Raw genomic sequence first — 24,147 nt, forward strand, 5'->3', positions numbered from 1 at the left:
CTGTCAGGATTCGATCAGACCAGTTGCTGATCGTGCCGCGTTTTCAAGCCCGCGTCCTTGTGCGTCTGCGCCCCTCTGTGCTCGATCCAGCCGGAGAAGCCGCGCGTGGTGCCGCTGAACGTCTTGGGGTGGAAGGCCTCAGCAAATTGCGGATCGGAAAAGCCGTGGAAATGGAGATAGAGGCCCCCGATGAAGCGGAGGCCCGCCGCAAGTTGGAATTGCTCAGTGATCGACTGCTGGCCAACCCCGTGATCGAGGACTGGACTCTGGAGTTGAACCACTCATGAGCATCGGGGTCATCGTTTTTCCCGGCTCAAACTGTGATCGGGATGTGCAATGGGCAACGGAGGGATGCCTGGGCCTGAGCACACGCCGGGTCTGGCATGAAGAGACCGACCTGAGCAGCTTTGACGCCATCGTTCTGCCTGGAGGGTTTAGTTACGGCGACTATCTGCGTTGCGGTGCCATTGCACGCTTCGCACCAGCCCTGCAATCGCTGATTGACTTTGCAGCCCGAGGCGGTCGCGTGCTCGGGATCTGCAACGGATTCCAGGTACTGACGGAACTTGGGCTGCTGCCCGGAGCACTGACCAGAAACCGGGATCTGCACTTCATCTGTGAGAACGCGCCCCTCAAGGTTGTGAGTCAGCGCTCGGCCTGGATGCAGGGGTACAGCGACGGGGGCGGAACGCTGACCTTGCCGATCGCCCACGGGGAAGGCCGTTATCAGTGCAGTGATGACACGTTGAAACAGCTTCAGGACGAAGACGCCATTGCCCTCAGCTACGACAACAATCCCAATGGATCAGTCGCAGACATCGCCGGCATCACCAACACCAGCGGCAACGTTTTGGGCTTGATGCCCCACCCGGAACGGGCCTGTGATCCTGCGACTGGAGGCACCGACGGCAGACGCATGCTGGAAGCCCTGCTGGGCTGATGCAGAGCCGCCGGACGCTGTTGATCTCAGGGGCATCCACCATTGCATCCACTGTCGTCACGGCCCTGCTCTCCCCCCGGGCCATGAGCGGCCAGCGGAGGTTGGCACCGCTGAAACCTGGAGCACGCATCCGCGCCGTGAACCCCGGCACATGGATGGATCCAGACACCGATCTGAAACTCTTGCTCGAGCGCTGTGATGAACAGCACTGGCATCTGGAGATCCCAGCAGCAGTCACCCGTCAATGGCGCTATTTCTCCGGAACCGACCGGGAGCGGAGCAGCGATCTGACGGCTGCCTGGAATGATCCAACAGTTGATGCTGTGCTGACCGTTGGAGGTGGCTGGGGGGCCGCCCGCGTGCTCGAAGCCGGATTCCGCTTTCCAAGACATCCAAAATGGAGCCTTGGGTTTTCTGACACCAGCTCCCTGCTGCTGGCCCAATGGGCCGCCGGCCTGCCTGGGGGCATCCATGGATCCAGCGGCGGCACAGATGCGCAGTGGCAACGGACGGTGGATCTGCTCCGTGGACGTCCGGTGGAACCTCTGCAGGGAGAGCCAAGACGGCGGGGGATAGCTCGCGGCCCCTTGGTTGTCACCAATCTGACCGTGGCGACCCATCTGATCGGAACGCGCTGGCTTCCCTCCCTGAAGGGGGCCATTTTGGTGCTGGAAGACGTTGGAGAAGCGCCCTACCGGGTGGACCGCATGCTGACCCAATGGCGCAGCGCTGGCCTTTTGCAGCACTTGGCGGGGGTGGCCTGCGGTCGCTTCAGCTGGGCAAAAGAGGACATCCTCCCCGGTGATTTCACCATGGAGGAGATCCTTGAGGAACGCCTGGGCGATCTTGGCATTCCCCTAGTGCTCAATTTGCCGGTGGGCCATGGTCGCCCCAACGAGGCTTTACCTCTGGGATCACAAGCACAACTGGATGGCCAGCGGGGCCTTCTCAGCCTGATTCCCTGATCTGTTGGCAAAACGCTGGTCCTTCGGTGGCTTTGCCGCTAGCGATGGACCAAAGCAGCTGACCCTCGTGGCCGACCTCACCATCGCGAACACGGTGTCCGATCTGATCCTGGGTGATGTCCGCGAACATTTGCCGCTGGAGCGGATTCCCCTGCAGGGCGACGTGCTTGGGCTTGGGACCACGACCAGCATTGACAACGGAGAGCTGACCTTTCTGCAGGACAGCGCATCGACATCAGCCATCTGGCGTTGCGTTGCCCATGACGGCAGCATCATCAAACTCTCTCCTGGCGATGGGAGTGGTCACTTCCCATATGTGTGCTTCACAAGGGATGCATCCACCCTGCGTCGCCCTGTGGCGATTGAATCGCTCGGACCCACGGAGGAAGCGCCTCTGCAAAGACTGGTAGCAGAAGCAGTCGCCCAGGGACAACGCTCCGGAACCCTTGAGTCGGCTCCCATCTACGGAGTGCGGATGTTGACCCACTGGCATGAACTCGTGATCACCGTGGCCTCCAAGCTCTGCATGGGTCAGCAGCGGCGCAACATAAAAGTCGCCGCAAGTGAAGCGGGATCATCAACCGCAGGTCAAAGCATCTACGACATGCTTCAGCACTACCGACTGGCGCCGCAACCTACGGAGAAAACCAACGATCCAATCCGCTATCTGGGACGCGCGATGCAGTGGGATTGCTGTGGTTTTTTTGACACCGAACCGGAGCTGGGGCGCGTCACCGTTCCTCAGCCAGGCGCCCACTTGCATCTCCATGGATGCAGCACTGATCTGGCCTATGGAGGACATCTTCATCATGAACATGCTTCAACCAGACTCAAACAATTGGAACGCCTTTGGCTGTATCCACTCCAGAGCTTCAGTGCCCTTGGAAGCGATATGGCCGTTGAAGACTTGAGCTTCGACAACGGAATGATTCGTTTTCGTGTTGTGAATGCAGGGGAAATGGACGTGAGCGACGTTGGCGTGGCCGTTGTGATTAATGACCGCTACAGCAGTCGTCGTTACATCAGGATCCCCTGGTTAAGTGCAGGTGACGATGAGGAATTCACCTTGTCGTTATCCCTCCCAAGCGGCAAGCAGCTGATCACAGTGATCGCAGATCCTGAGGAGATTGTGATCGAAGCGGAGAACCATAGGAACAACAATCGATTGGACTTGGAAGTCCAGATTCCATGAGCTCTGGCATCAATCATCCACAAAAAAAGGGGCCCCGAAGGGCCCCTGCGGGAGATTGATCTCTGAATCAGGCGGCGACAGCAGCCTTGGGATCGAGAGCACCCTTGGCGTACAGGCCGGCGAAGTGGGTGATGCTCTGCTGCTGGATCTTGCTGGCATTGCCGGCAGCCCAGAACTGCTGGTAGCGGTCGAGGCAGACCTGCTTCATGTACTTCCGCGCCGGCTTGTTGAAGTGGCGGGGATCGAAGTTGGCAGGGTCAGCCATAGCTGCCTCACGCACAGCGGCGGTGAAGGCCAGACGGTTGTCGGTGTCGATGTTCACCTTGCGCACACCATTGCGGATGCCCTCCTGGATCTCTTCGACGGGAACGCCGTAGGTCTCGGGGATGGAACCACCGTGCTTGTTGATCATCTCCAGCCATTCCTGGGGAACGGAGGAGGAGCCATGCATCACCAGGTGGGTGTTGGGGATGGCTTTGTGGATCTCAGCGATGCGGCTGATGGCCAGCACTTCACCCGTGGGCTTGCGGGTGAACTTGTAAGCGCCGTGGCTGGTACCGATAGCGATAGCCAGAGCATCACACTTGGTCTTAGCGACGAAGTCAGCTGCCTCAGCAGGATCGGTGAGCAGCATGTCTTTGGACAGCTCTCCCTCGAAACCGTGGCCGTCTTCGGCTTCACCCTTACCTGTTTCCAGGGAGCCCAGACAACCCAGCTCACCCTCAACGCTCACACCGACGGAGTGGGCGAAGTCAACCACCTGCTTGGTGACGTTGACGTTGTAGTCGTAGCTGGCGGGAGTCTTGGCGTCGGCTTCAAGGGATCCGTCCATCATCACGGAGGTGAAACCGTTGATGGCAGCGGAATAGCAGGTGTCAGGAGCGTTGCCGTGGTCCTGGTGCATCACCACAGGGATGTGGGGATAGGTCTCGGTCGCGGCCAGGATCAGGTGACGAAGGAAAATTTCGCCGGCGTAGCTGCGGGCACCGCGGGACGCCTGGAGGATCACGGGGCTGTCGGTCTCGTCAGCCGCTTCCATGATGGCCTGGACCTGCTCGAGATTGTTCACGTTGAACGCAGGGATGCCATAGCCGTTTTCGGCGGCATGGTCGAGCAAAAGCCGAAGCGGAACGAGCGCCATAGGAAAAATCTGATACGGAACCTTGACGGAAAGACTCCGCCGGGCGACGACTTTACCTATTTGTGTTCAAATTGTCACCAAGCCCATCCAAACAAACGACAGGGCTTGGTGAAATTCGATTCAGTATCAGTAGGTGTAACCGGCGACAAACAACTGTTCATCCGACGAAGGCTGAGAGCCAGCCACGTATTTGCCGAGTGAGGCCTCAGAGTTGGCTTGGGCCCTTGCAGACAGTGCTTTCTGGCCAGCTTCGGTGTTAGTACCAGCCCAACCTTTGAGGCAAGAGTGCTGCAGAGCACGGCCATAGGAGAAGCCGAGGTTCCACTTGGCCTTGCGCTCAATGCTGTTCATGTGGTTCAAGTACACCGAAGCAGCTTCCTCACTCAAGCCTCCGGACAGGAACACAATGCCGGGAACACTGGCAGGGACACTGCGCTCGAGGGTTCGCACCGTCATGGCCGCGACTTTTGCAGGGTCTGCCTTGTCTGGGCAGTCCGCGCCCTGAACCGTCATCGAGGGCTTCAGCAGGGTTCCTTCAAGCAAGACACCGTTGGCGTAGCAAGCGTGATACACCTCCTGAATGACGTGTTCCTGAATTCGAGCGGTGGTTTCGATGCTGTGGTTGCCATCCATCAGGATTTCGGGCTCCACGATGGGAACAAGGCCGGATTCCTGAACCGAGCGGGCATAGCGGGCCAAACCCCAAGCATTTTCGCGAACAGAGAGGGCTGAAGGGCAGCCATCTGCCGTGATTTGCAGCACAGCACGCCACTTGGCGAAGCGAGCGCCCTGGGCGTAATAGTCAGCAGCACGCTCGACCAACCCATCAAGACCAGTGCAGAGCGTCTCGACGGCGTTGGCACCGCCCAGAGGCCTCAGGCCCATATCGACTTTGATGCCGGGAATAATTCCGAGCTTGCCCAGCTTGTTCACCATGGACTCACCGTCAGCATGGTTTTGGAAGAGGGTCTCTTCGTAAAGAATGGCTCCGCTGATGAAATCTCCGAGCCCCGCTGTGGTGAAAAGCATCCCCCGATAGGCCTGTCGATTGGCTTCGGTGTTCTCCACTCCGATGGAGCCAAGACGTTTGCCGATGGTCTTGGTGGACTCATCAACAGCAAGAATTCCTTTGCCAGGTGAGGCGAGGGATTGTGCGGTTGCAATCAGTTCGGAGGAATAATCAGAAAGTGCCATTTGACTTATCGGAATTGAGGGAGTCTCGGGGCCTCAAAGGACAACCTGGCCTCTCTGATTACGCATTTGAGTAATATTTGCTACGAGCTATTTGTATTTTTTGGTTTTTGAGGGCGTGCGAGATTGGATCAGTTGTGCGCATGGGTTGTGCGATTTCTGGCTTCAGATGCGCAGTATTGCTGGACGCCTCACCCTTTTGGATCGATCCTCGTTCAATGCTCCTCTTCAACAAAAAAGGCTGACTCTGAAAAGAGCCAGCTTTTTTTTGAACCAAGCCTCAATCTTGAGCAGACCGATTCACAGCTGAGAGAGGGCTTGCCACTGATTGGGCAGAATTTTGGCAACTAATTCGAAGCTGCCATCACCGAGAGGCTTTGCAACGTATGCGACGCCCATGGGTGCGGGATAAATTCCATTGGTTGGAACGATCGGCATCGTCACACCTTGGAAAGGGTCATCATGTCCAACGAGGAATGTATTTTCCCCGGCTTCAGGCGTCGCGGACATCAAGGGAGCAACGCGCTTCGCATACTCTTTGTAATCCTCAGGAGTGCACTCAACACAAGGCAAGAAATTCAGATTTGAGTTCTTGGTGTAGGTGCCGAAAGCCAACTCAGCTGTGTTGTACGCACGGCAGTAATTACTTGAGATGACATCTCCTACAGGAATACCTGCAGCCTTGATGCCTTCACCAATTCTTTTAGCATCAGCCTTGCCTTCATCACTCAAGCGTCTCTGAGTGGTGCAATCCAAAAGATTCAGCTCAGGACTGACCTGATCGCCCCAGTCCTTCGTGGTTTTGGCATGACGGATGTAGATGACATAACCGCCACCCCTGAGAGCACTGGCGAGATCTTTGCCCTCAACTTTGTTGACGAAATCATTGTTGTTCTGTTCTCCAGAGAGGGTGGTGTCATTTTGCTCATAGGCTTCAACCTCACTGGTTTTCACATCAGGTTGTTCCTTGGATGAATCCTCGACGACCGATCCAGAGGAGCATGCCGCCATCAGGAGAAGAGCAGCAATGCAAGTTACTTTTTTAAGCATTGATCAAAGAGCTATGTATTTATTAAAGCGATTAAAAAAATGCGAGACATTTTCAAAGACACGCCAAGGCGTCTCCGTTGATACAGGATTGAAATCAAGCGGGTTGCTGGCTGTCCAAGCCCTCCCCGATGGGAGCGAGACGCTTATCAAGCGTCTCGCTTGGATTCATCAACAGCCAAGATCTCCTTCCCAGCAGCGGCAAGGACTGGCGCTGTAGCCATCAGTTCCAAGGTGTAATCCACTAGAACCGTCGAGTCGGTTCAAGCAACATCAGTTTTTCAATCTGAACTGATGAACAAACACACGTGAGTTAAGTGCAGGTCTATAAATTAGGCCAAGAGATTGCATCATTTGAAGCGATCAAGTGTGAGAAAGCGATGCTTCAACCTGATCGCATACATCGCGGCTCACCACTCCTTCAGCCAAGCCAGGAATCATCGGATTGCCGCTGCGAATGCTGTCAGCCCACCAACCCAACACTCTGGCAACGGGCGCAATCCGACCATCACTCCAGGTTTGTTTAAACGCGAGGTCCGCATCTAGAGGAACCTCTCTTAGGCCCTCACCCAACGGTGCGTGCTGAAGTTCGAATCCGTGCACATAGTCTTTCTGATTGCTGCTGCTGAGCACCAGGGACCCGTCTGATCCAGTGATGTCGAGGCAGTACCCACGTCCGCAGCGGGACACCGAACTCAAGCTGACCTGGGCTGGCACCGGCACGTCCGGTCGGCCTTGCCATTGCAGATTGGCCTGAATCAATGACACATCCGGTGCATCAACAGAGGCCAAGCCCCCATTGGGATGAGGTCTCTGCGCAATCGAAACGCTGTTCAAGGCTTGAACAGCCCCCAGGGGACCAACCAACCAGGCGAGCATGTCGAAGGCATGGGTTCCCAAAGCGCCAATCACACCACCGCCTTGATCGGCCTGGGAATACCAATTCCAGCTGCGCCGGGGATCGGAACGGCTGCCCATCAACCAGTCGAGTTTCACCAGCCAGGGAGTACCAACAGCACCGGCCCGAAGCAGACGCTCCGCCTGCATGAACAAGGGGACGGCTCGATATTCGTAATCAACACCAACCGATAGAGCCCCTGCCATCGCGAGCCGCTGAAGCTCCCGGGCTTGATCGGCATGCAAGGCGATGGGCTTCTCCAACAGAAGATGCTTACCGGCCTCAAGGGCTCGACGAGCCAACTCGAAGCGCGGTGCAGGCGGTGTGGCAATCACAACGCCTTCGACTGCAGGATCGGCAAGCAGAGCGTCCCAGTCGCTGTATCCCTTCAGCCCATGCACGGCCGTGGCGGCATCCAGCCGCTCCTGACGTGGGTGCCAGAGGGCGACCGCCTTCAGATCGGGAGCTGCGGCAAGCGCCGGTAGGTGCACCTTCTCACCAAAGCCGAGACCGGCAATAGCAACACCAATGGGTTGTGGAGGCATCTCAGCTGGAGAGGGGTTCGGTGCAGACAGCCTCAATCACAGAGGTGATCAACCCGTCGTCCCCGGCAGGCTGCCATTGGGCACGAAACCGCGGCAAACCATTCACCTGCTTGTCGCGAAAGAGACCTTGCGCACAGTCCAGTTGCATCACATAAAGCTCCCCAGCAGGCTGTTTGCCATCGTCAGTTGCCGCTGGTGTGAAGCGACTCAGCACCGTTCGGAAGCCATCCCGATCGATGCGGACACTGCCGCGATCCCACCACTGCTGGCCAGCGTCGGTGGATGGAACCTCGATCCATTCGACAGGAGCGGCCAAGACGGGTGCGGCCCAGCAGATCAAACCCAGAATTAGGGCAAGTCCGAACCTGATCATGCGCTGGTGAGCTCCATCGGTTTGCAGCCATGCAAGCGCAGCAGATTGGCCAGGGTGGAGCGCAGCTGGGTGCGTGGAACGATCGTGTCCACGAATCCGTGCTCCTGCAGATATTCAGCCGTCTGAAAATTGTCCGGCAACTTCTCGCGCAGGGTCTGCTCAATCACGCGACGCCCAGCAAAGCCAATCAGCGCTTTCGGCTCCGCAAGGATCAGGTCTCCCAACATGGCGAAACTGGCCGTCACCCCCCCGGTGGTGGGGTGGGTGAGCAAGGGCATGTAGAGCAGCTCGGCTTCGCGGTGGCGTTCCAGGGCTCCGGAGATCTTCGCCATCTGCATCAGGCTGAGCATCCCCTCCTGCATCCGGGCACCGCCGGACGCACAGACGATCAGAAGCGGCAGCTTTCGGGCTGTGGACTCCTCGATCAGACGGGTGATTTTTTCCCCGACCACGGAGCCCATCGACCCACCCATGAAGCGAAAATCCATCGCCGCCAACCCCATGGGAATGCCTTCAACCCTGCACAGCCCCGTCACCACGCCATCCCGCAGCCCAGTCGAGGCCTGACTTTCCCGCAGTCGGTCGGCATAGGCGCGCCGATCTTTGAATCCCAGTGGATCCACCGGTGCCAAATCAGCATTCAGCACTTGGAAGCTGTCGGGATCGGCAATCAGTGCAATGCGTTCAGCACTGTCGATCCGGTGGTGGTAGCCGCAGTTAGCGCAAACACTTGCATTCAGCTTCAGGTCTTTGAGATAGACGACCTGACCGCACTCAGGACATTTGCTCCACAGACCATCGCCTTCATCGGGTTCCTGCTTGACGTTGGCGACGAACTGACCCTTGCGGCGATCAGCAAACCAATCGAACAGAGACACACAGGGCTGTCAGCTCTCTCCATTAAAAGCTGCCCGGGGGAAGACCTTCCAGATGGCTCACAACAGAGCGAACCACGCTCTGCAGCCCCAGAACGTGATCCATGTTCTGGGGCAATGTTTTTTCGTTTTTGAACCCGACAGATGCTGTCTTTAGCCTGCCGATAACGAGATTGAGCAACGTCAGGCATGAGCTCCCACACAGCTGCCATCAATACCCACTTATCCCTTGAATTCCAAGCCAGCCACACTTACCTGGCTATGTCGATCTGGCTGCGGGAAAAAGATCTGATCGGTTTTTCCAGCTACATGCTGAACAAAAGCGTTGAAGAGCGTGGACATGCCTCCAAGCTGATCTCGTATCTGGTGGACAGTGATTGCGAGGTCCAATTGCCGACGATTGAGTCACCGCAACGGGATTGGGATTCCGTCGAAGCACTCTTCGACATGGTTTACAGCATGGAGAAAGACGTCACACGCTCGATCAACGACATCTACAGCCTCTCGGAGAAGCAAGGAGATCGCACCGCGACAGCCATGCTGGATTGGTTTATCGAAGAACAACTCCAGGAAGAATCAGAAGCTCGTTTTGTGATCAAACGGTTGCGCCTGGCCGATTCGAACAGCGCAGCGCTGATTCTTCTGGATCAACAATTCCTCGATGGAACGCTGCTGGCCAATGTGAAAGCAGGCAGAGCCTTTGATTCCCAGGGAAGTAGCGCAGGAGCTTGAGCCCAGATTGGTTCAGCCACCCAGCAGCATCACCCATTCACTCCACCACCACAGCGGGCCCGTCAGCCAGACCAACCAGATGCCGAGAGCAATAAACGGACCGAAGGGGAAGGGTTCCCTAGGGCCAAGATGCCCACTCAAACGAGCGGCACCCCCAACAGCGGCACCCGCCGCAATCGCAATGGCCATTGCGGCTGCGATACCCCCAAGTCCCAGCCATGCCCCACCCAGCGCAGCCAACTTGGCATCACCCAGGCCCAGCGCAGGTTGACCCAAAAGCCTTTCGGCCAGGGCACTGAGACCTTCCAACAGCAGCAAAGCCAGTACAGCTGCGATCAGATGGGTGGCAAGAACGGAGACCCCACCAACGCTGCTGACGAACAACCCCAGCACCACACCCCAGCGACACAGGGGCTCCGGCAACCAAAGGTGGTCCAGATCGATCAACACCAGAGGCAGCAGCAGGGCGATGAGAGGAAGACCAGCCCAGGGGAGCCAGAGATCGGGGAGCCCGGCACCAGCACCAGGCCACACCAATACAGCTGTCATCCATAAGCCGGCACTCAAGGCCTCCACCGCTGGATAGCGCCAGCTAATCCGGGCATGACAGTCGCGACAGCGCCCTCTCAGCAGAAGCCAACCGAGCACCGGGAGATTGTCATACCAGCGGATGGAATGGCCACATTTGGGGCAATGGCTGCCGGGAAACACCACCGATTCCTGACGGGGCAAGCGCCACACCACCACGTTGGTGAAGCTGCCGACGCAGGCGCCAAGCAAAACGATCCAAAGCAAAATCAACCCTTCCATCGGGTCCGGCCACGGCTCGTGCGGCCACGGATCAGATCGATCGCGATGAACTCTTCATCCGGCAGCAGGACGGGCGTCTCGAAGACCACCCGACCGTCGGGCTGCTGCGAATCAACAACAACCCCAAGAGGCTCATGCCCGGCAGGCGTGTTGGAGAGATAAGCGAAGTAGACCCGACGGGCTTGGGCAATCAGCGAACGGCTGTCAATGCGATCCCAGCGTGGAGCCGACGGAACACCCGAAGCTCCACGAATTTCGAAGGAGGGCGTTGACAAAGAAATAGAGCCCACCTGATCACTCAGATGGGCTCATTGTAGAGATGAATGTTGTATCGAGAAGCGATCAGCTGACCTTCTTCTTCTCCTCGATCATGCGGTGAATGATCGGAGTGAGAATCAGTTCCATTGCAAAGCCCATCTTGCCGCCGTTCACCACGATGCTGGTGGGGCTGGACATGAAGGAATCGTGGATCATGCTCAGCAGATAGCCAAAGTCGATTCCCCACTTCTCGCGAGCACCCTTGCGGAAGTGAATGATCACGAAGCTTTCATCAGGCGTCGGAATGTTCCGGCAGATGAAGGGGTTGGAGGTGTCCACCGTGGGAACCCTCTGGAAGTTGATGTCGGTCTGACTGAACTGTGGGCAGATGTGGTTGATGTAATCCGGCATCCGGCGCAGGATTGTGTCAACGATCGCTTCAGCGGAATAGCCGCGCTCAGCATTGTCACGGTGGATCTTCTGAATCCACTCGAGGTTGGTGATCGGCACCACGCCCACCAGCAGGTCAGCCAGGGCCGAAACGTCGTATCCCTCTCCCTTCACGCCACCGTGAAGGCCTTCGTAGAACAACACATCAGTGCCTGAGGGGATGTCTTCCCAAGGCGTGAACTGACCCGGCTCGAGGTTGACGCCGAGACGGGCGTTGTGTTCGGCAGCTTCTTCGGGGCTGTGGAGGTAGTAGCGCTTCTGACCGGCACCGGTCTCGCCATAGGTGCGGAATAGCTCCTCAAGCTTGTCGAACAAGTTGGCCTCAGGGCCGAAATGAGAGAAGTTTTCACCCTTGGCCAGGGCATCCGCCATGGCCTTTTTCATGGGCATCCGCTCGTAGCGGTGGTAGCTGTCGCCTTCCACCACTGCAGGGGTAATGCCCTCCCTCGCAAAGATGTGCTCGAAGGCGCGTTTGACGGTGCTGGTTCCAGCTCCGGAAGAACCAGTAACAGCGACAACCGGATGACGCTTCGACATCGACGCGGGGACTAGAGGCCCGGCGATCTTGCCAGATCAGGGCCCAATTACACCAATCCGAAGTTCAAAGAGCTTTGAGCAATTCCTCACCCATTGCGCGACAACCCAGTTGTGTGCAGCCTTCTGCCATCAAATCACCGGTACGAAATCCGCCGGCCAGAACGGCATCAACAGCGGCTTCGAGGTCATCGGCAGCAGCACTCTGCTTCAAACCTGTGCGCAGCATCATCGCCGCCGAGAGCACCATGGCCATCGGGTTGGCCTTGTCCTGACCAGCGATATCCGGGGCCGAACCGTGCACAGGCTCAAACAGTCCAGGCCCTGCGCTGCCGAGGGAGGCCGAAGGCAGCATGCCGATCGAGCCGGTGAGCATCGCCGCCTCGTCGCTGAGAATGTCGCCGAAGAGGTTTCCCGTGAGCAGCACATCGAACTGACGGGGATCACGCACTAACTGCATCGCTGCGTTGTCCACGTACATGTGGCTCACATCAACACTGGCGTAAGCGGGCGCCAGGGCATCCACACGATCACGCCAGAGCTGGCTCACGTCGAGAACGTTCGCCTTGTCCACCGAGCACAGCCGTCCACGCCGCTCTTGGGCGATCTCAAAGGCCACCTTTGCGATCCGATCCACTTCCGAGGCGGAATAGGTCATGGTGTTGAAGCCACGCTCCTCTCCCTCGGTCTCGATGCGTCCCTTGGGCTGACCGAAGTAAATCCCACCAGTGAGTTCACGCACCACCATCAGATCCACACCCTCAATCACCTCCCGCTTGAGGCTGCTGGCATCAATGAGGGCCGGAACAATTTTGACCGGGCGAAGATTGGCGAAAAGCTCCATGCCGGATCGCAAACCGAGCAGACCGGTTTCCGGACGCTTTTCGCGGGGAAGACTGTCGAAACGAGGGCTGCCGATGGCTGCCAGCAAGACAGCATCCGCTGACCGGCAGGCGTCCAGGGTGCTGGCGGGAAGTGGCTCACCGGTGGCATCAATGGCGCTGCCGCCGATGGGCTGTTCCTCGAAGCTCAGCGCAAAGCCATGGCGCTCACTGACGACCTCCAGCAGCTGTCGGGCGACAGCGGTGATCTCCGGGCCGATCCCATCACCTGGCAGAAGAACAACGCGGTGCTGAGCCATGACGGTGCGGTGCGGCAGGTCGACCGCTGAGGTTACTGAGGGGAGTCGCGTTTGAGCTCGCGCAAGGTCTTCGCCATCTCCGGCAGCTTGCTGAAGGCGGCAGAGCAACGCAACCAGAGACGATTCGGAATCGCGGGGTAACCGCTCACCACCTCACCGGGTGCCACCTCACCGTGGATGCCGCTCTTGGAGCTGGCAATGGCACGGTCGCCCACCACGGCTCGATTGGCGACACCCACCTGGCCCGCCAGGATCACCCCCTGACCGATCCGGGCTCCTCCAGCAATTCCAACCTGGGAGGCGAAGGCACAGCCAGGGCCTGTCGTGACGCCGTGGCCGATCTGGACGAGGTTGTCGATCTTGGTGCCGGCACCAATCCGGGTCTCCCCCACCGATGGACGGTCGATGGTGCTTCCACAACCCACCTCAACGCCATCCTCGAGAACCACCTGACCGGTCTGCGGCATTTTTCGCCATCCCTTCGCCGTCGGAACGAAGCCGAAGCCCTCGGACCCGACAACGGCGTTGGAATTCACCACGCATCGCTTTCCGAGACGGCTTCCAGGGTGTAGCACCGCATTGGCGTGCAGCTCACAGCCATCACCCACCACCACATCGTCGTAGATCACAACACCGGGATGAAGGATGCAATCGGAGCCGACACGACTCCCCTCGCCGATGCAGACCCGCGGCCCTACAGCACTACCTGGCCCCACCACCGCCCGTTCATCAATGACCGCCGAGGGATGAATCTCCGCCAACGGCCGGCGACGGGGATGCAACTGGTCGAGGGCTTCAGCAAAGGCCAGACGGGGGTCAGCAAAGACGGCAAAGGCAATGCCATGCTCGGAAGCAAGATCAATCAGGTCCTGTTGGTCGGGCAGCAAGAGAGCGCCCGCTCCACTGGCGCCAAGCGCAGCAGTTAAGGCGTTGCCCTTCTCCAGGAAGCTGAGTTGCGAGGACGAGGCCTGGTCGAGCGAAGCGGCACCCTCCAGCCATGGATCCAATCCGTGCTGGCTCCAGCGCAAGCCTGCATCACCGGTCTGCAGAACCTTGATCAGGGTGCTGAAACGCATGGCCGCCACGACAGTCGCGCGGATCGTAGTCGTGGTTAACGACTGCGCAGCACCAGAGCATCGCGATGCACCACCACCGGGGAAGACTCCCCCAGCGATGGGGCGTTCATGACGGCCCGCAGCTGGTCGCTGTCCATCGAACAGAGGCCGCGGCCGACGTCCTGGCCCTGGGGGTCCAGCAACTGAACGGGTTGATTGGCGGCGAAGTCGCCCCGCACCGCCGTCACACCCACCAGCAGCAAAGAAGCGCCACGGTGTTTCAGCGCATCACAGGCCCCCGCATCCAGCTGCAGTTCACCCTCAGGCCGGAGCACGTGGGCCAGCCAACTGCGTCGATTGCCCAGGGGTTCGGGGTGGGGATGGAACACCGTTCCACCTCGTTCCCCCTGCAGCAAGGCCTCCAAGCGGGAAGGATTGCGGCCATCGGCGAGCTGCACCGTGATGCCACTGGCGGTGGCGATTCGGGCTGCCGCCAGCTTGGTCGTCATGCCCCCCGTACCCCAGCGACCACCATCCCCAGCCCCCTGTTCCAATTGGTCCAAATCCCTGGGGTGGCGAACATCCGAGATCGGCTCGGCGTCGGCATCGACCCGGGGATCCGAGGAGTACAGCCGATCAACATCCGTCAGCAAGATCAGTTGCTGCGCTTCAACGGCTGCGGCGACCAGGGCCGACAAGGTGTCGTTATCGCCGAAACGCAACTCCGCCGTCGACAAGGCATCGTTCTCGTTGATCACCGGCAGCACCCCCCAGCTCAGCAACTGCCTCAAGGTGCCCGAAGCATTCTGATAACGACGTCGATCCGCCAGATCGGAGCGGGTCAGCAGCACCTGCGCCACCGAACAACCATGACGGGCCATGGCGCGTTCATAAAGAGCCATCAGCGCGCCCTGGCCGATGGCCGCAGCAGCCTGCAAAGCCACAACCGTGTCCGGTCGACTGGACATGGCCAGCTTCTGGCATCCCAGCCCGACGGCACCACTGGTGACCAGCACCACTTGATCCCCACGGGCCATGGCCGCTGCGAAGCAACGGGCGTAGCCCTCAATGGTTGCAGCGGTCTCACCCCTCAGGAGGCTGGTGCCGATTTTCACGACCCACAGGGTCATGCTGAAGGCGCCCCCATCCAACGCGCCAAGGCGCGTTCAAGCCGCTGTACACGGTCATGGCGACAGGGCTTGCCGTCATCCCGAACGGGTCGGACCAACACCGTGTAGAGCCCCATGCGGTTGCCGCAGAGCACATCTGTGAACAGGCGGTCACCGATCATTGCGATCGTGGTCGGTGGCACCGCGAGATCGCGAACAACGAAGCGCAGTGCTCCACGGCGCGGCTTTCCAGCCCCGGAGGTGAAGCTGACCCCCAGCTGATCGGCCACTGCGGCGATCCGATCGCGGGAGGGATTGTTACTGAACAAGTGCAATTGCATGCGGCGGCCTGCATCGACCAACCAGTCGTGTACTGGGCCTGGCAGGGTCACATCACGACCGGGCAGAAGGGTGCGGTCGACATCAATAACCGCGGCCCGCAGACCATGGGCAGTGAGATGGGGCAGCGAGAGCTGGGCAATGGTGAGCCGTGGATCCCAATCAGGAGTCAACCAGTGCTGTCCCGTTAATCCGGCCATTCACGCTCCTCCAGTTCCGCCTCAATCAAAGGTTGAACACGGTCCAGCTCATCGTCGCTCAGCAGCACCGCCTGACCGTCCACCATCCGCACCAGAACAAGGAACGGGTCGAGCGGAATGTAGAGGCCGTATTCCTCCGCTTCGACCATGAAGCTCACCAACAGCTCAAAGGTCTCGGCGTCCTCGTCAACGTCGTCGTCCTCTTCCAGCTCATCGAGATCATCTTGATCCGGCTCATCCAATTCACCACTCACCGTGAGGGTGATCGCCGATCGCACCAAGACCAGGTCGTGCTCCTGGAGCACCACATCAGCCACCGAAAGAATCGGCTCACTGCTGGCGACTTCCGTGATCGGCACCGGCTCAGCATCGTCATTGAGCCGAAACAGGGAAACCGGCGTGTCAACCGGAGACAGCAAGGCGTAGTCCTGCCCCTCGAGGGGAATCAGATGTTCCAGGAAACACAGCAGGTCATGGCCCTCGCGATCGCGGACCAGCAGGGTGGGGTGATCGCTGCTCTTTCCGGGTCCCGACTCAGACATCGACGCGACTCTGACTGGGCTCAGGATCCACCATCGGCCGCCCCGGCGCTCGACCTTGAAGCACTCTGTTGGGCCGGTTTGAGCTCCGGACCCTCGGCAAGCCATTGCTCCAGCAGCAGGGCAGCGGCAGCACTGTCCAGACGTCCGCTGCGGTCCCCCGTTAGCCCGAATTGTTCCCCGGCCGCCCAGGTGCTGCTGTGCTCATTCACCCAAGCCACGGGCAGGTCGAGGGCAGTGGCCAGTCGGAGGCCGTAGCGCCGACAGTGTTCCGCCTGGGCCGTGGGCTGGCCCGCAGCATCCAGGGGCAATCCGATCACGAGGCCCTGCACCGAACGTTCACGGCAGTGGGCACGCAGAACGATCAGATCGGCATCAAACCGACCTCGACGCAGGGCAGCGAGGGGCGTCACGCTGATGCCGAGAGCATCGCAACCGGCCAGACCGATGCGCCGCCGGCCCACATCCAGGCTGAGGATCGAACAGGGTCGCGGACGCATCAACGCCGATCGCCAAGGCTTGGTGTGGGAAGGGGTGTGCCTTGGGGCCGCAGACGACCCAGCACCTGATCCAGCGATCGCGTCAGTTGCAGGTTGCGCTGGGGTGACTGACGACGCCACATGCTGCGTCCGAGCAGCAGCTGCTCATCACCGCGGGTCCAACCCTCCGCCTCCAGAATCTTGCTGAGGGGTGCATCGTCAAACGCCGTGAGCAGCCCGCGGGGGCGGCCGCGTTGAAGGATCCCGTTCAAGACGCTGGGAAGGGCCTGATCCAGCCGTGGATCCCAGGCCATGTCCCGCATCAGCTCCACAAGACCGGCCTCTCCTGCATCCGGGAGTCGAATGCAGCCCGCCAGAACAGCGTCTCCGGCCATGAGCACGCCGCAGCCGGGTCCGTTCCTGTCCAGCAGATCCAGCCAATGGCGGTCGGTGATCTGACGCAGGTGGCTGTGGCTACCGCCCTGCTCAATCGGCCACAGCAACTGGGCGGTGCGGCGGTTCAGTGCCGCCCAACGCAGACCCGCAGGCAGCTGATCGCTGCCCATTGACTCAACCTCGCCGCCAGGTGGACACCAGCACTGATACGGGCGAAGCGGTTGAAAACCAAGCTCCCGCAGCAGGGCGATGGCATTGGCATCGGTGGCCGGACAGCGGATCACCCAGCTGCAGATCTGGGCCGTCCAGGACTGCAGGGCCTGCTGAAGCAGGGCCTGCTGGACCATCCGATGACTGTGATCATCAACCGGGCCAAGCAGCTCCGGCAATTGGAGGATCCAGCAGCTTCCACGACGGTTGAACGGCCGGGCAACAACGCTGGCCACTGGGCGGTCACCATCGAGGGCCAGCAAGCAACGCGGCGAGCGACTGGGGAGCAGATCAGGGAAGCGTTGCTCCACTGAAGAGAGCCATTCACCGATCAAAAAGCCCTGAAAACGCGACAGCTGCTCAACCGGCGCATCTTGAACCCACCGCGCCAGATGGGCCGGATTAAGGGGCTCAATGCGAATCGGGGTTGTCTTGGGCTCTGTCACCGGACACCCTCCAACCCCAACTGATCACAATGTATCGCTCATTCCAGCCCTGGCCGCACCAACACCAGTGGGGTGCGCTCATTGGCATTGCCAGCGGGATTGGGACGCAGGGCCCTACCCAGCAATCCCTCGTCACAACCTGGACTGGAGGCCAGAACCTTCACGCGGCCGAGGTCGTTGACGTCCACGATGGCGACGTCAACACCGAGCTCGGCAGAGGCATCACGACAGAACTGCTCGGCACGGGATGGACCGAGAACAATGGTTTGGTCATAAGGGGGGGTGGTTCCTGTGATGTCATCAATCAAACGGGCCTGATCACCAGCAAGGCGATAGAACCCTCCGGAAATACCAACCAGCTTCATCAACAGCCCCCCCAGCAAGGCGGCAAGAACCCGGGTCGGCCCCACCAGATCGATCAACGTCTGCATCCCGCAAGCTGTCGCCAGGCTGCTGGTGGGGTGGAACACCCGGCAAGCCAGACGCGCGACCATTCCAGGCTCGACTTCACTGGGGTGGCGGTAGCGCCCCTGGATCACCGCAACGGGGGTCTCCCCGATGGTGAGGATGTCACCGGGCTGAATCAGGTCAGCGGCATAGGTGCGCAAGACCGCAATGGCATCATCCAACGGACCGAGCAAGTGGGTTCGCAGCGGCAGTACACGGCACCCCTCTCCTTCTCTGAAGCGGGCTTGATCGGGCTGCAGTGGTTCAGGACGCCGAAGTGGAACCAGCACACCCTGACGGCGCTGCAACCGACCAAATGGTCCGTAATTCAGCCAGTGAGCATCAACCCAGAGGCTGTCGACCCGAGCGGAGGGAGAAGGACCGGTGATCTCGATCGAGACCTTGGCGCGTGTGCTCTTACGGCCCTTGACGATGTAAGCCGGCCAGTAGCCATCTTCCCGGGTCTCCTCATCGGGATGGTCGGCAATGATCCGCGTTTTGACCTGCAGACCGGCGGGGTCTGACGAGCCCAGAAGCACGGGTTCGACCCGCAGTTCCGGCACAAAAACCTCCATGCGTGGATGGGGGTTGCTGATCTCCAGCACACCTTCAACGCGGAGACGGCCGCCCAGTTCGTCCACGCGCCAGTCGAGGGGAGTCATCCGCAACGGAGACGCTGGCCGGAGACGATGACGGAGCTCAAGCCAGGCCACACAAAGTCCAAGGCCAAGCGGAGCAAACAGCAACGACACAGCGGATCCGGCTCAACGACCGGGACAACTGGCCGGCAGCGTAGGCGGCGTGGCTGTGGGCGTCTCAGTCCGCCGTGACTTCGATGTTCACTTCGTTGAAACTGCCTTCCTGATTAATCCGGCCCAAATCAGGAGCCGGAAGTCCGGTGGATGCGCTGATGGCTTTATTGATCACCCCCAGAGGGACCTGGCCGTTCTGATCGAAGACAACCCGGCCATCCGTGCCAATCACGACCACTTGAGGAATGGCTCCGGACCAGTAGGTGGCGGGGTCACCCGCCCCAAGCGCTTCTCGTCCCTGAAGCGGGTCGGTTGGGAGAGGCAGCAAATCGATGTTGCGTCCCCAAAGCCGTTGCAGCTCCGACACCACCGGGGCGAAGCGTTTGCTGACGGCGCTGTCGTCGAGGTAATAAACGATCACAGCTGTCCGCCCCTCCTCGAGGGAGTCCTCCAGGGTGTTGGGAGGAGGAACCAAAGAGCCGTTACCGGCATAAAGGGCATAGATGTTGCCGTCATAGCTGTCGCTGTTCAACACAGCGGACGCTGGGGCGACATGGAGCAGCAGCGCGATCGACACGGTGATCAGACAGCGCACCAAAGCAAGCATCAAGCCGAAGCAGCGGATCGCCATTGTGGACCCGGAGCCCTAACTGCGGCCGAGGCTACGACCCATTCCCTGGGCAATGCCACGCCCAACAAGTCCGATCGCCCGGCCCAGCACCTGGGTTAGAAGGATCACGGCAAGATCGCCAATTCGACGCACCACGGCCTGCACCTGCGGTGCGAGGGCATCCCTGGCCTCCAACAGCAACGCCACCTGTCGCTGCCACCAACCGAGCTGATTCAACTCGTTGTCACGGGGCTCCGTCAGCAGCAGCGGTTCGATGCGACCAGCCCGAAGCTGAAACAAGGTGCGCTGACTCTCATAAAGCTGGATCGGGCGCTCGACCCAGTCGGCCCAACGCAGCTGAGTGTTCAAACGATTTCTGAGGCGATCGAGTTCTCGGGTCGCCAGGAGGGGATCGCGCAGGAGATAACGACGCAGCTCAGGCCAGTCACCACAAGCATCGAGGAGTTCTGCCCCAATCAGTTCAGCCGTTCTGACCAGCCAATTGCTAACCAGCGTTTCGAGCTGCAGGAATGCCCTGGGGTCATCAGCCGGCAACAGCAACCCGTTCACCAGCATCGGTTGATCTGCCACCAGCGGAGCCAGCATCCCAGTTGGATCAGGCATCTCTCCATCCGCCCCGGTGAGATCAGCACGGCTCAGCAGTGACGCCACGACCGGTTGCAGCTCCCCATTGCAGGGGATCTGGACATAGCTGCCCGCCAGGGCGGTGAGCGCTTGCTGGCGTAACTCCGGCTGCAGGGCATCCCAGGCCTGCGCCATCGCCGTACCGTCCTGGCGGGTGCGCAGACGCTGCAAAACCTGATCGAGCTGTTGCAGCAAGGCCAGCAGCAACTCCCGGCGCCGCTCTGGATGCAATCCCTCAATCGCTAGGAGACGACCGGTGGAATTGGTCAGTCCAGCCTGAACCGAGCCATCAATGCGATCGCGGATGGCATCCCAGACAGCAACGGCATTGCGTTCTCTGAGACTGATCGCCGTGGTCGTCGGTGATCCAGGGGAAGATGACGCCGTTGAGGTCAGGGGTTCTGCATCCTCGAGACCGAGCTGGAGTGGCCCCCAGAGCCAGATCAGCAGCCCTTTGGCGAACTGAAGTTCGCGACGACGACCCGTCAGCAACGCGAAGAGCAACGCCTGCTGCGGGGGCGGATTCAGCATGACTTCCACCAACTCGAGCTCACGGCTCACCTGCTGCAACCCACTCACCAACAGCCACTGGCCAAGGCCCATGGTCTGGTCTTGGCGCCTCCCCTCCGAAGGGGCCTCAAGACGAATATCCCGCCCCCCCTGCAGCAGGATTTCAATCGAGTTCTGCAGGCTCTGCGAATCGGCATTTTGAAGCAAGCCGGCCGCTGGCAGCCCCAGCAGCTGCTCCCGCGACAACCGGATCTCGCTAGGCAACAGCAGCAGAACCGGGGCCGGTTGCCAGCGCTCCTGCAATGCGAACAGCTCCTGTTGAATCGCCGCCAACGAGGCCACGCGGTCGATCGACCAAATCACCAAGGCCGGAGACCCCGTCAGTCGCTCTGGACGAAGAACAACCTCCCAATCGTCATGGGCGGACGTGAGTTTTAGCGCCAGCGACTCTCCGAGCAGATCCGGAGCGAGCAGCAACATCCGCACCGGTGAAGGAGAGGCCAAGCGCTGAACCCAAGCAGTTGGGCTCAAGGTAACGAGCTTCTGCTCAATCCTCCAGTGCGCGCCTGCCGTTCAATTGCAGCGTGTACGACTCGATATGAAAGCCGGTGCGCTGTTCGATCTGACGCAACAAATCTGGCGGGAGAACGACATCGATATCTTCGATCGAACCGCTGTCCAAACAGGTGAGATGGCTGTGGGGATCGCTCCTATAGCCGTACAAGCGACCACTCGCACGATCCAGACACTCGATCACGCCTGCCGACTGCAGGGCTTCGAGGTTCTGATACACCGAGGTATGGCCGATGCTGCGACCCCTCAGATTCAGTTGTTCAAAAATATCTCGAGCACTGAGGTGGCTTTTTTCACTCCAGAGCAGGTCCAGCACCATGCGTCTTTGGCGGCTGAGGCGCATTCCCAGCCGTCGGCATTGCTCAAACACCTGCTGCAAGCTGCCCGGAGGGGACAGCGTGCTGGTCTGAGTGGCGGCTGCTTTTACCACAAAAGGTGCCTGTTCCATCAACCATAAGGCCCAAGACCAGCTCAGGCGATGTCTGCAGCCACTGCGGTGACGTCCTGAAGCCTGGCAGCCCCGATCGCGGCGATGGCCTCGCCTAGGGCGACACGGCCGTCATACAAAGCTCGCCCAACGATTACCCCGGAAACACCGAGGGGCTCGAGCGGCAAGAGCGCCAGGAGGTCAGCCATGCAACCGATGCCACCCGAGGCGATCACAGGAACAGCGCTGCATTGCGCCATGGTTCTCAAGGCATCCAGGTTGGGGCCGGCGAGGGTTCCATCGGTGGCGATGTCGGTGGTGATGATCGCGGCAATGCCGGCAGCACTGAACTGTTGAGCCAGATCGGTGGCCAGAACATCGCTCTGCTCGATCCATCCGCGGGTCGCCACCCGGCCGTCATTGGCATCGATGCCGACCACGATGCGGCCGGGATGGCGTTGGGCCAACTCCTGGACCAACTCCGGCTGTTCGATGGCCACCGTGCCGAGGATCACCCGGTCCAGGCCACAGGCGATCAACTCTTCGGCGCGTTCGAGTGAGCGCACGCCACCACCGAGCTGAACAGGAATGTCGAGGGCGGCGGTGATGGCCCGCACCGCTGCGTCATTGATCGGCTCACCCCGTTTGGCGCCATCGAGATCCACCAGGTGCAGCCGTGTCGCCCCCTGGCTCTGCCAGCTGAGGGCCTGAGCGACGGGATCCTCACTGAAGCGCGTCACTTGGTCGTAATCCCCTTGGTGAAGCCGGACGCAGGCTCCATCGAGCAAATCAATGGCGGGGATGATCTCCATCGGGGTCGGACCAGAGACCCACCATCCTGCAGCGCCACGCTTCAATGGCTGCGCTTTTCGGGCCCAAGTGCATGAAGATCCTGGTGATGGGGGGAACCCGCTTCGTGGGCAGGCCCCTGGTAACCCGCCTGCAGGCCCAGGGCCATGCACTCACCCTGTTCACCCGCGGCAAGAACCCTGTCCCGGCCGGCGTGGAACACCTCCGTGGCGACCGCAGCAGCGATGAAGGATTGAGTGCGCTTCAGGGCCGCAGCTTCGATGTGATCGTCGACAGTTCCGGCCGCAAGCAAGAAGACAGCAGCCGGGTTGTGGACATCACCGGGGCCCCAAGCCATCGCTTCGTTTACGTGAGTTCGGCCGGGGTCTACGCCGACTCCGACCAGTGGCCCTTGGATGAGTCCAGCCCCACCGACCCGCAGAGCCGTCATGCCGGCAAGGCCGACACCGAAGCCTGGCTGCGGCGTGAAGGCATTGCCTTCACCAGCTTCCGGCCGACCTACATCTACGGCCCTGGCAACTACAACCCCGTCGAACGCTGGTTTTTCGATCGCATCGTTCACAACCGACCGATTCCGCTCCCCGGCGACGGCAGCACCATCACCCAACTTGGTCATGTAGAGGATCTGGCTGAAGCGATGGCCCGTTGCATCGAGGTGGATGCTGCAGCCAACCGCATCTACAACTGTTCCGATAAGCAGGGCATCACCTTCCGAGGCCTGATTCGCTCAGCAGCGGTGGCTTGCGGTCGTGATCCCGACGGCCTCGACCTACGCAGTTTCAATCCCAGCGAGCTCGACCCGAAGGCCCGAAAGGCCTTCCCTTTACGGCTCAATCACTTCCTCACCGACATCACTCGGGTCGAACGCGAACTGGCCTGGCAACCAAGCTTTGACCTGGCCAAGGGCCTGGCCGACAGCTACACCAATGACTATGCCCTGAACCCAACCGCTGAGCCGGACTTCAGTTCTGACGTGGCGCTGATCGGGGAGTGATGTAGGCGAGAGCTGAACTCAGAGCCAGGGCGAGGGATGGCCAGAACAGCCACCAGCCCAGGCTCGGCAGCCAGGGAGAACCGATCCAGCCCGAGGGCCAGAGCATCAACAACAGGCTGACGAACTGAAGAATCGTCTTAGCTTTTCCCGACAACGATGCAGGCGCCCCATCACTGGCCTGGGCTCGCCATCCCGAGATCAGTAATTCACGGGCAAGCAGCAACCAGACGGCCCAGAGCGGGAGCACCGCGGACGACGCCAACCAGAGCAACGGAGCCGCGATCAGCACTTTGTCGGTCAGGGGGTCCAGACGCGCACCCCAGCTGCTTCCACCCCCAGCCCGGCGCGCGAGCCAGCCATCGGCCGCATCACTGAGACCCGCCAGCAGCAGCAACCACCAGGCCCAGCCCTGCCAGCCCAGCTGCAACGCGATAACGAGAGGTAGACCGGCAACCGCTCGCGCCACGGTGAGTCCGTTGGCGATCGAACGCAAAGGCAGAGACAACGCTCAGAA

29 protein-coding genes are annotated in these 24,147 nt (G+C 60.2%); 7 read left to right on the forward strand and 22 right to left on the reverse strand.

Annotation, left to right across the window (positions count from 1 at the left end; all coding sequences use genetic code 11):
* Nucleotides 1–32: 32 nt before the first annotated feature.
* Genes purS through FZX13_RS05210 form a run of 4 tightly spaced genes read left to right on the forward strand, consistent with a single transcriptional unit; the run spans nt 33 to nt 3,097 of the window.
* Nucleotides 33–287, forward strand: a complete 255-nt coding sequence (gene purS / locus FZX13_RS05195) for a phosphoribosylformylglycinamidine synthase subunit PurS (protein WP_115095360.1) — start codon at nt 33–35, stop codon at nt 285–287.
* Nucleotides 284–940 (forward strand): phosphoribosylformylglycinamidine synthase subunit PurQ, encoded by a 657-nt coding sequence (gene purQ, locus FZX13_RS05200; protein WP_226407911.1) that lies wholly within the window; start codon nt 284–286, stop codon nt 938–940. Before purS ends, purQ begins: the two co-directional genes overlap by 4 nt.
* Nucleotides 940–1,905: an LD-carboxypeptidase gene (locus FZX13_RS05205; RefSeq protein ID WP_226407913.1), complete on the forward strand. Its 966-nt coding sequence runs from the start codon at nt 940–942 to the stop codon at nt 1,903–1,905. The genes purQ and FZX13_RS05205 overlap by 1 nt, the downstream gene beginning before the upstream one ends.
* 4 nt (nt 1,906–1,909) lie before the next feature.
* Nucleotides 1,910–3,097: a CARDB domain-containing protein gene (locus FZX13_RS05210; protein WP_226407915.1), complete on the forward strand. Its 1,188-nt coding sequence runs from the start codon at nt 1,910–1,912 to the stop codon at nt 3,095–3,097.
* 67 nt (nt 3,098–3,164) lie between these two features.
* Here FZX13_RS05210 and fba read toward each other — a convergent pair whose 3' ends face one another.
* The 3 genes from fba to FZX13_RS05225 all read right to left on the reverse strand — a co-directional run bounded on the left by fba (nt 3,165) and on the right by FZX13_RS05225 (nt 6,479).
* On the reverse strand, nt 3,165–4,238 hold the full coding sequence (gene fba / locus FZX13_RS05215; protein WP_115025231.1) for a class II fructose-bisphosphate aldolase: 1,074 nt from the start codon (nt 4,236–4,238) through the stop codon (nt 3,165–3,167).
* A gap of 126 nt (nt 4,239–4,364) precedes the next feature.
* On the reverse strand, nt 4,365–5,432 hold the full coding sequence (locus FZX13_RS05220; protein ID WP_115025232.1) for a class I fructose-bisphosphate aldolase: 1,068 nt from the start codon (nt 5,430–5,432) through the stop codon (nt 4,365–4,367).
* A 297-nt stretch (nt 5,433–5,729) separates the two neighbouring features.
* Nucleotides 5,730–6,479, reverse strand: coding sequence for a histidine phosphatase family protein (locus FZX13_RS05225; protein ID WP_226407917.1), 750 nt, complete (start codon nt 6,477–6,479; stop codon nt 5,730–5,732).
* Between FZX13_RS05225 and FZX13_RS05230 the strand changes: the two genes are divergently transcribed.
* Nucleotides 6,397–6,696 carry a hypothetical protein gene (locus FZX13_RS05230; RefSeq protein ID WP_226408346.1) on the forward strand — a complete coding sequence of 100 codons (300 nt, stop codon included), beginning with the start codon at nt 6,397–6,399 and terminating at the stop codon, nt 6,694–6,696. The genes FZX13_RS05225 and FZX13_RS05230 overlap by 83 nt on opposite strands.
* A gap of 143 nt (nt 6,697–6,839) precedes the next feature.
* Here FZX13_RS05230 and FZX13_RS05235 read toward each other — a convergent pair whose 3' ends face one another.
* The 3 genes from FZX13_RS05235 to accD are packed head-to-tail and all read right to left on the reverse strand — an operon-like array spanning nt 6,840 to nt 9,170.
* Nucleotides 6,840–7,919 carry a Gfo/Idh/MocA family protein gene (locus tag FZX13_RS05235; protein WP_226407928.1) on the reverse strand — a complete coding sequence of 360 codons (1,080 nt, stop codon included), beginning with the start codon at nt 7,917–7,919 and terminating at the stop codon, nt 6,840–6,842.
* Nucleotide 7,920: 1 nt separating this feature from the next.
* Nucleotides 7,921–8,292 (reverse strand): hypothetical protein, encoded by a 372-nt coding sequence (locus FZX13_RS05240; protein ID WP_226407930.1) that lies wholly within the window; start codon nt 8,290–8,292, stop codon nt 7,921–7,923.
* Nucleotides 8,289–9,170 (reverse strand): acetyl-CoA carboxylase, carboxyltransferase subunit beta, encoded by an 882-nt coding sequence (gene accD, locus FZX13_RS05245; protein WP_115025236.1) that lies wholly within the window; start codon nt 9,168–9,170, stop codon nt 8,289–8,291. Before accD ends, FZX13_RS05240 begins: the two co-directional genes overlap by 4 nt.
* Before the next feature lie 186 nt (nt 9,171–9,356).
* Between accD and FZX13_RS05250 the strand changes: the two genes are divergently transcribed.
* Complete coding sequence (locus FZX13_RS05250; RefSeq protein ID WP_226407932.1) at nt 9,357–9,899, forward strand: ferritin; 543 nt, start codon at nt 9,357–9,359, stop codon at nt 9,897–9,899.
* A gap of 12 nt (nt 9,900–9,911) precedes the next feature.
* Here FZX13_RS05250 and FZX13_RS05255 read toward each other — a convergent pair whose 3' ends face one another.
* From FZX13_RS05255 to hisA, 15 genes are all read right to left on the reverse strand, one after another.
* Nucleotides 9,912–10,709 carry an A24 family peptidase gene (locus FZX13_RS05255; protein WP_226407933.1) on the reverse strand — a complete coding sequence of 266 codons (798 nt, stop codon included), beginning with the start codon at nt 10,707–10,709 and terminating at the stop codon, nt 9,912–9,914.
* A complete protein-coding gene (locus FZX13_RS05260) occupies nt 10,697–10,984 on the reverse strand; it encodes a hypothetical protein (protein ID WP_166017371.1) in 288 nt (95 codons plus the stop codon). The genes FZX13_RS05255 and FZX13_RS05260 overlap by 13 nt, the downstream gene beginning before the upstream one ends.
* Before the next feature lie 67 nt (nt 10,985–11,051).
* Nucleotides 11,052–11,954, reverse strand: coding sequence for a phosphoribulokinase (locus FZX13_RS05265; RefSeq protein ID WP_115025240.1), 903 nt, complete (start codon nt 11,952–11,954; stop codon nt 11,052–11,054).
* A gap of 64 nt (nt 11,955–12,018) precedes the next feature.
* Entirely contained in the window at nt 12,019–13,092 is a 1,074-nt protein-coding gene (gene leuB / locus FZX13_RS05270; protein ID WP_226407935.1) for a 3-isopropylmalate dehydrogenase, read from the reverse strand.
* A 32-nt stretch (nt 13,093–13,124) separates the two neighbouring features.
* Nucleotides 13,125–14,168, reverse strand: a complete 1,044-nt coding sequence (lpxD, locus tag FZX13_RS05275) for a UDP-3-O-(3-hydroxymyristoyl)glucosamine N-acyltransferase (protein WP_226407937.1) — start codon at nt 14,166–14,168, stop codon at nt 13,125–13,127.
* 35 nt (nt 14,169–14,203) lie between these two features.
* Nucleotides 14,204–15,277 carry a glutamate 5-kinase gene (gene proB, locus FZX13_RS05280; RefSeq protein WP_226407939.1) on the reverse strand — a complete coding sequence of 358 codons (1,074 nt, stop codon included), beginning with the start codon at nt 15,275–15,277 and terminating at the stop codon, nt 14,204–14,206.
* Nucleotides 15,274–15,795 (reverse strand): YqeG family HAD IIIA-type phosphatase, encoded by a 522-nt coding sequence (locus tag FZX13_RS05285; protein WP_226407940.1) that lies wholly within the window; start codon nt 15,793–15,795, stop codon nt 15,274–15,276. Before FZX13_RS05285 ends, proB begins: the two co-directional genes overlap by 4 nt.
* A complete protein-coding gene (locus FZX13_RS05290; RefSeq protein WP_115025245.1) occupies nt 15,783–16,337 on the reverse strand; it encodes a DUF3727 domain-containing protein in 555 nt (184 codons plus the stop codon). Before FZX13_RS05290 ends, FZX13_RS05285 begins: the two co-directional genes overlap by 13 nt.
* Before the next feature lie 20 nt (nt 16,338–16,357).
* Nucleotides 16,358–16,834 carry a Holliday junction resolvase RuvX gene (gene ruvX / locus FZX13_RS05295; RefSeq protein WP_226407942.1) on the reverse strand — a complete coding sequence of 159 codons (477 nt, stop codon included), beginning with the start codon at nt 16,832–16,834 and terminating at the stop codon, nt 16,358–16,360.
* The gene (locus FZX13_RS05300) at nt 16,834–17,865 is read right to left on the reverse strand and encodes a hypothetical protein (RefSeq protein ID WP_226407944.1); all 1,032 of its coding nucleotides are present in this window, start codon (nt 17,863–17,865) and stop codon (nt 16,834–16,836) included. The genes ruvX and FZX13_RS05300 overlap by 1 nt, the downstream gene beginning before the upstream one ends.
* A 38-nt stretch (nt 17,866–17,903) precedes the next feature.
* Complete coding sequence (locus tag FZX13_RS05305; protein WP_226407946.1) at nt 17,904–19,064, reverse strand: F420-0:Gamma-glutamyl ligase; 1,161 nt, start codon at nt 19,062–19,064, stop codon at nt 17,904–17,906.
* Between the two features lie 64 nt (nt 19,065–19,128).
* Entirely contained in the window at nt 19,129–19,695 is a 567-nt protein-coding gene (locus FZX13_RS05310) for a thylakoid membrane photosystem I accumulation factor (protein WP_226407948.1), read from the reverse strand.
* Between the two features lie 15 nt (nt 19,696–19,710).
* Entirely contained in the window at nt 19,711–21,309 is a 1,599-nt protein-coding gene (locus tag FZX13_RS05315; protein WP_226408284.1) for a DUF3685 domain-containing protein, read from the reverse strand.
* Nucleotides 21,310–21,376: 67 nt separating this feature from the next.
* On the reverse strand, nt 21,377–21,745 hold the full coding sequence (locus tag FZX13_RS05320; RefSeq protein WP_226408286.1) for a Fur family transcriptional regulator: 369 nt from the start codon (nt 21,743–21,745) through the stop codon (nt 21,377–21,379).
* A gap of 128 nt (nt 21,746–21,873) precedes the next feature.
* Nucleotides 21,874–22,641 carry a 1-(5-phosphoribosyl)-5-[(5-phosphoribosylamino)methylideneamino]imidazole-4-carboxamide isomerase gene (hisA, locus tag FZX13_RS05325; protein ID WP_115025385.1) on the reverse strand — a complete coding sequence of 256 codons (768 nt, stop codon included), beginning with the start codon at nt 22,639–22,641 and terminating at the stop codon, nt 21,874–21,876.
* A 71-nt stretch (nt 22,642–22,712) separates the two neighbouring features.
* On the opposite strand from hisA, the gene FZX13_RS05330 reads away from it, so the two are divergent.
* A complete protein-coding gene (locus FZX13_RS05330) occupies nt 22,713–23,633 on the forward strand; it encodes an NAD-dependent epimerase/dehydratase family protein (RefSeq protein WP_226408287.1) in 921 nt (306 codons plus the stop codon).
* Here FZX13_RS05330 and FZX13_RS05335 read toward each other — a convergent pair.
* On the reverse strand, nt 23,602–24,138 hold the full coding sequence (locus tag FZX13_RS05335; RefSeq protein WP_115025251.1) for a CDP-alcohol phosphatidyltransferase family protein: 537 nt from the start codon (nt 24,136–24,138) through the stop codon (nt 23,602–23,604). The two genes, FZX13_RS05330 and FZX13_RS05335, sit on opposite strands and share 32 nt — an antisense overlap.
* Nucleotides 24,139–24,147 lie beyond the last annotated feature (9 nt).

Source organism: Synechococcus sp. MU1625, assembly GCF_020514205.1.
Taxonomy (GTDB): domain Bacteria; phylum Cyanobacteriota; class Cyanobacteriia; order PCC-6307; family Cyanobiaceae; genus Parasynechococcus.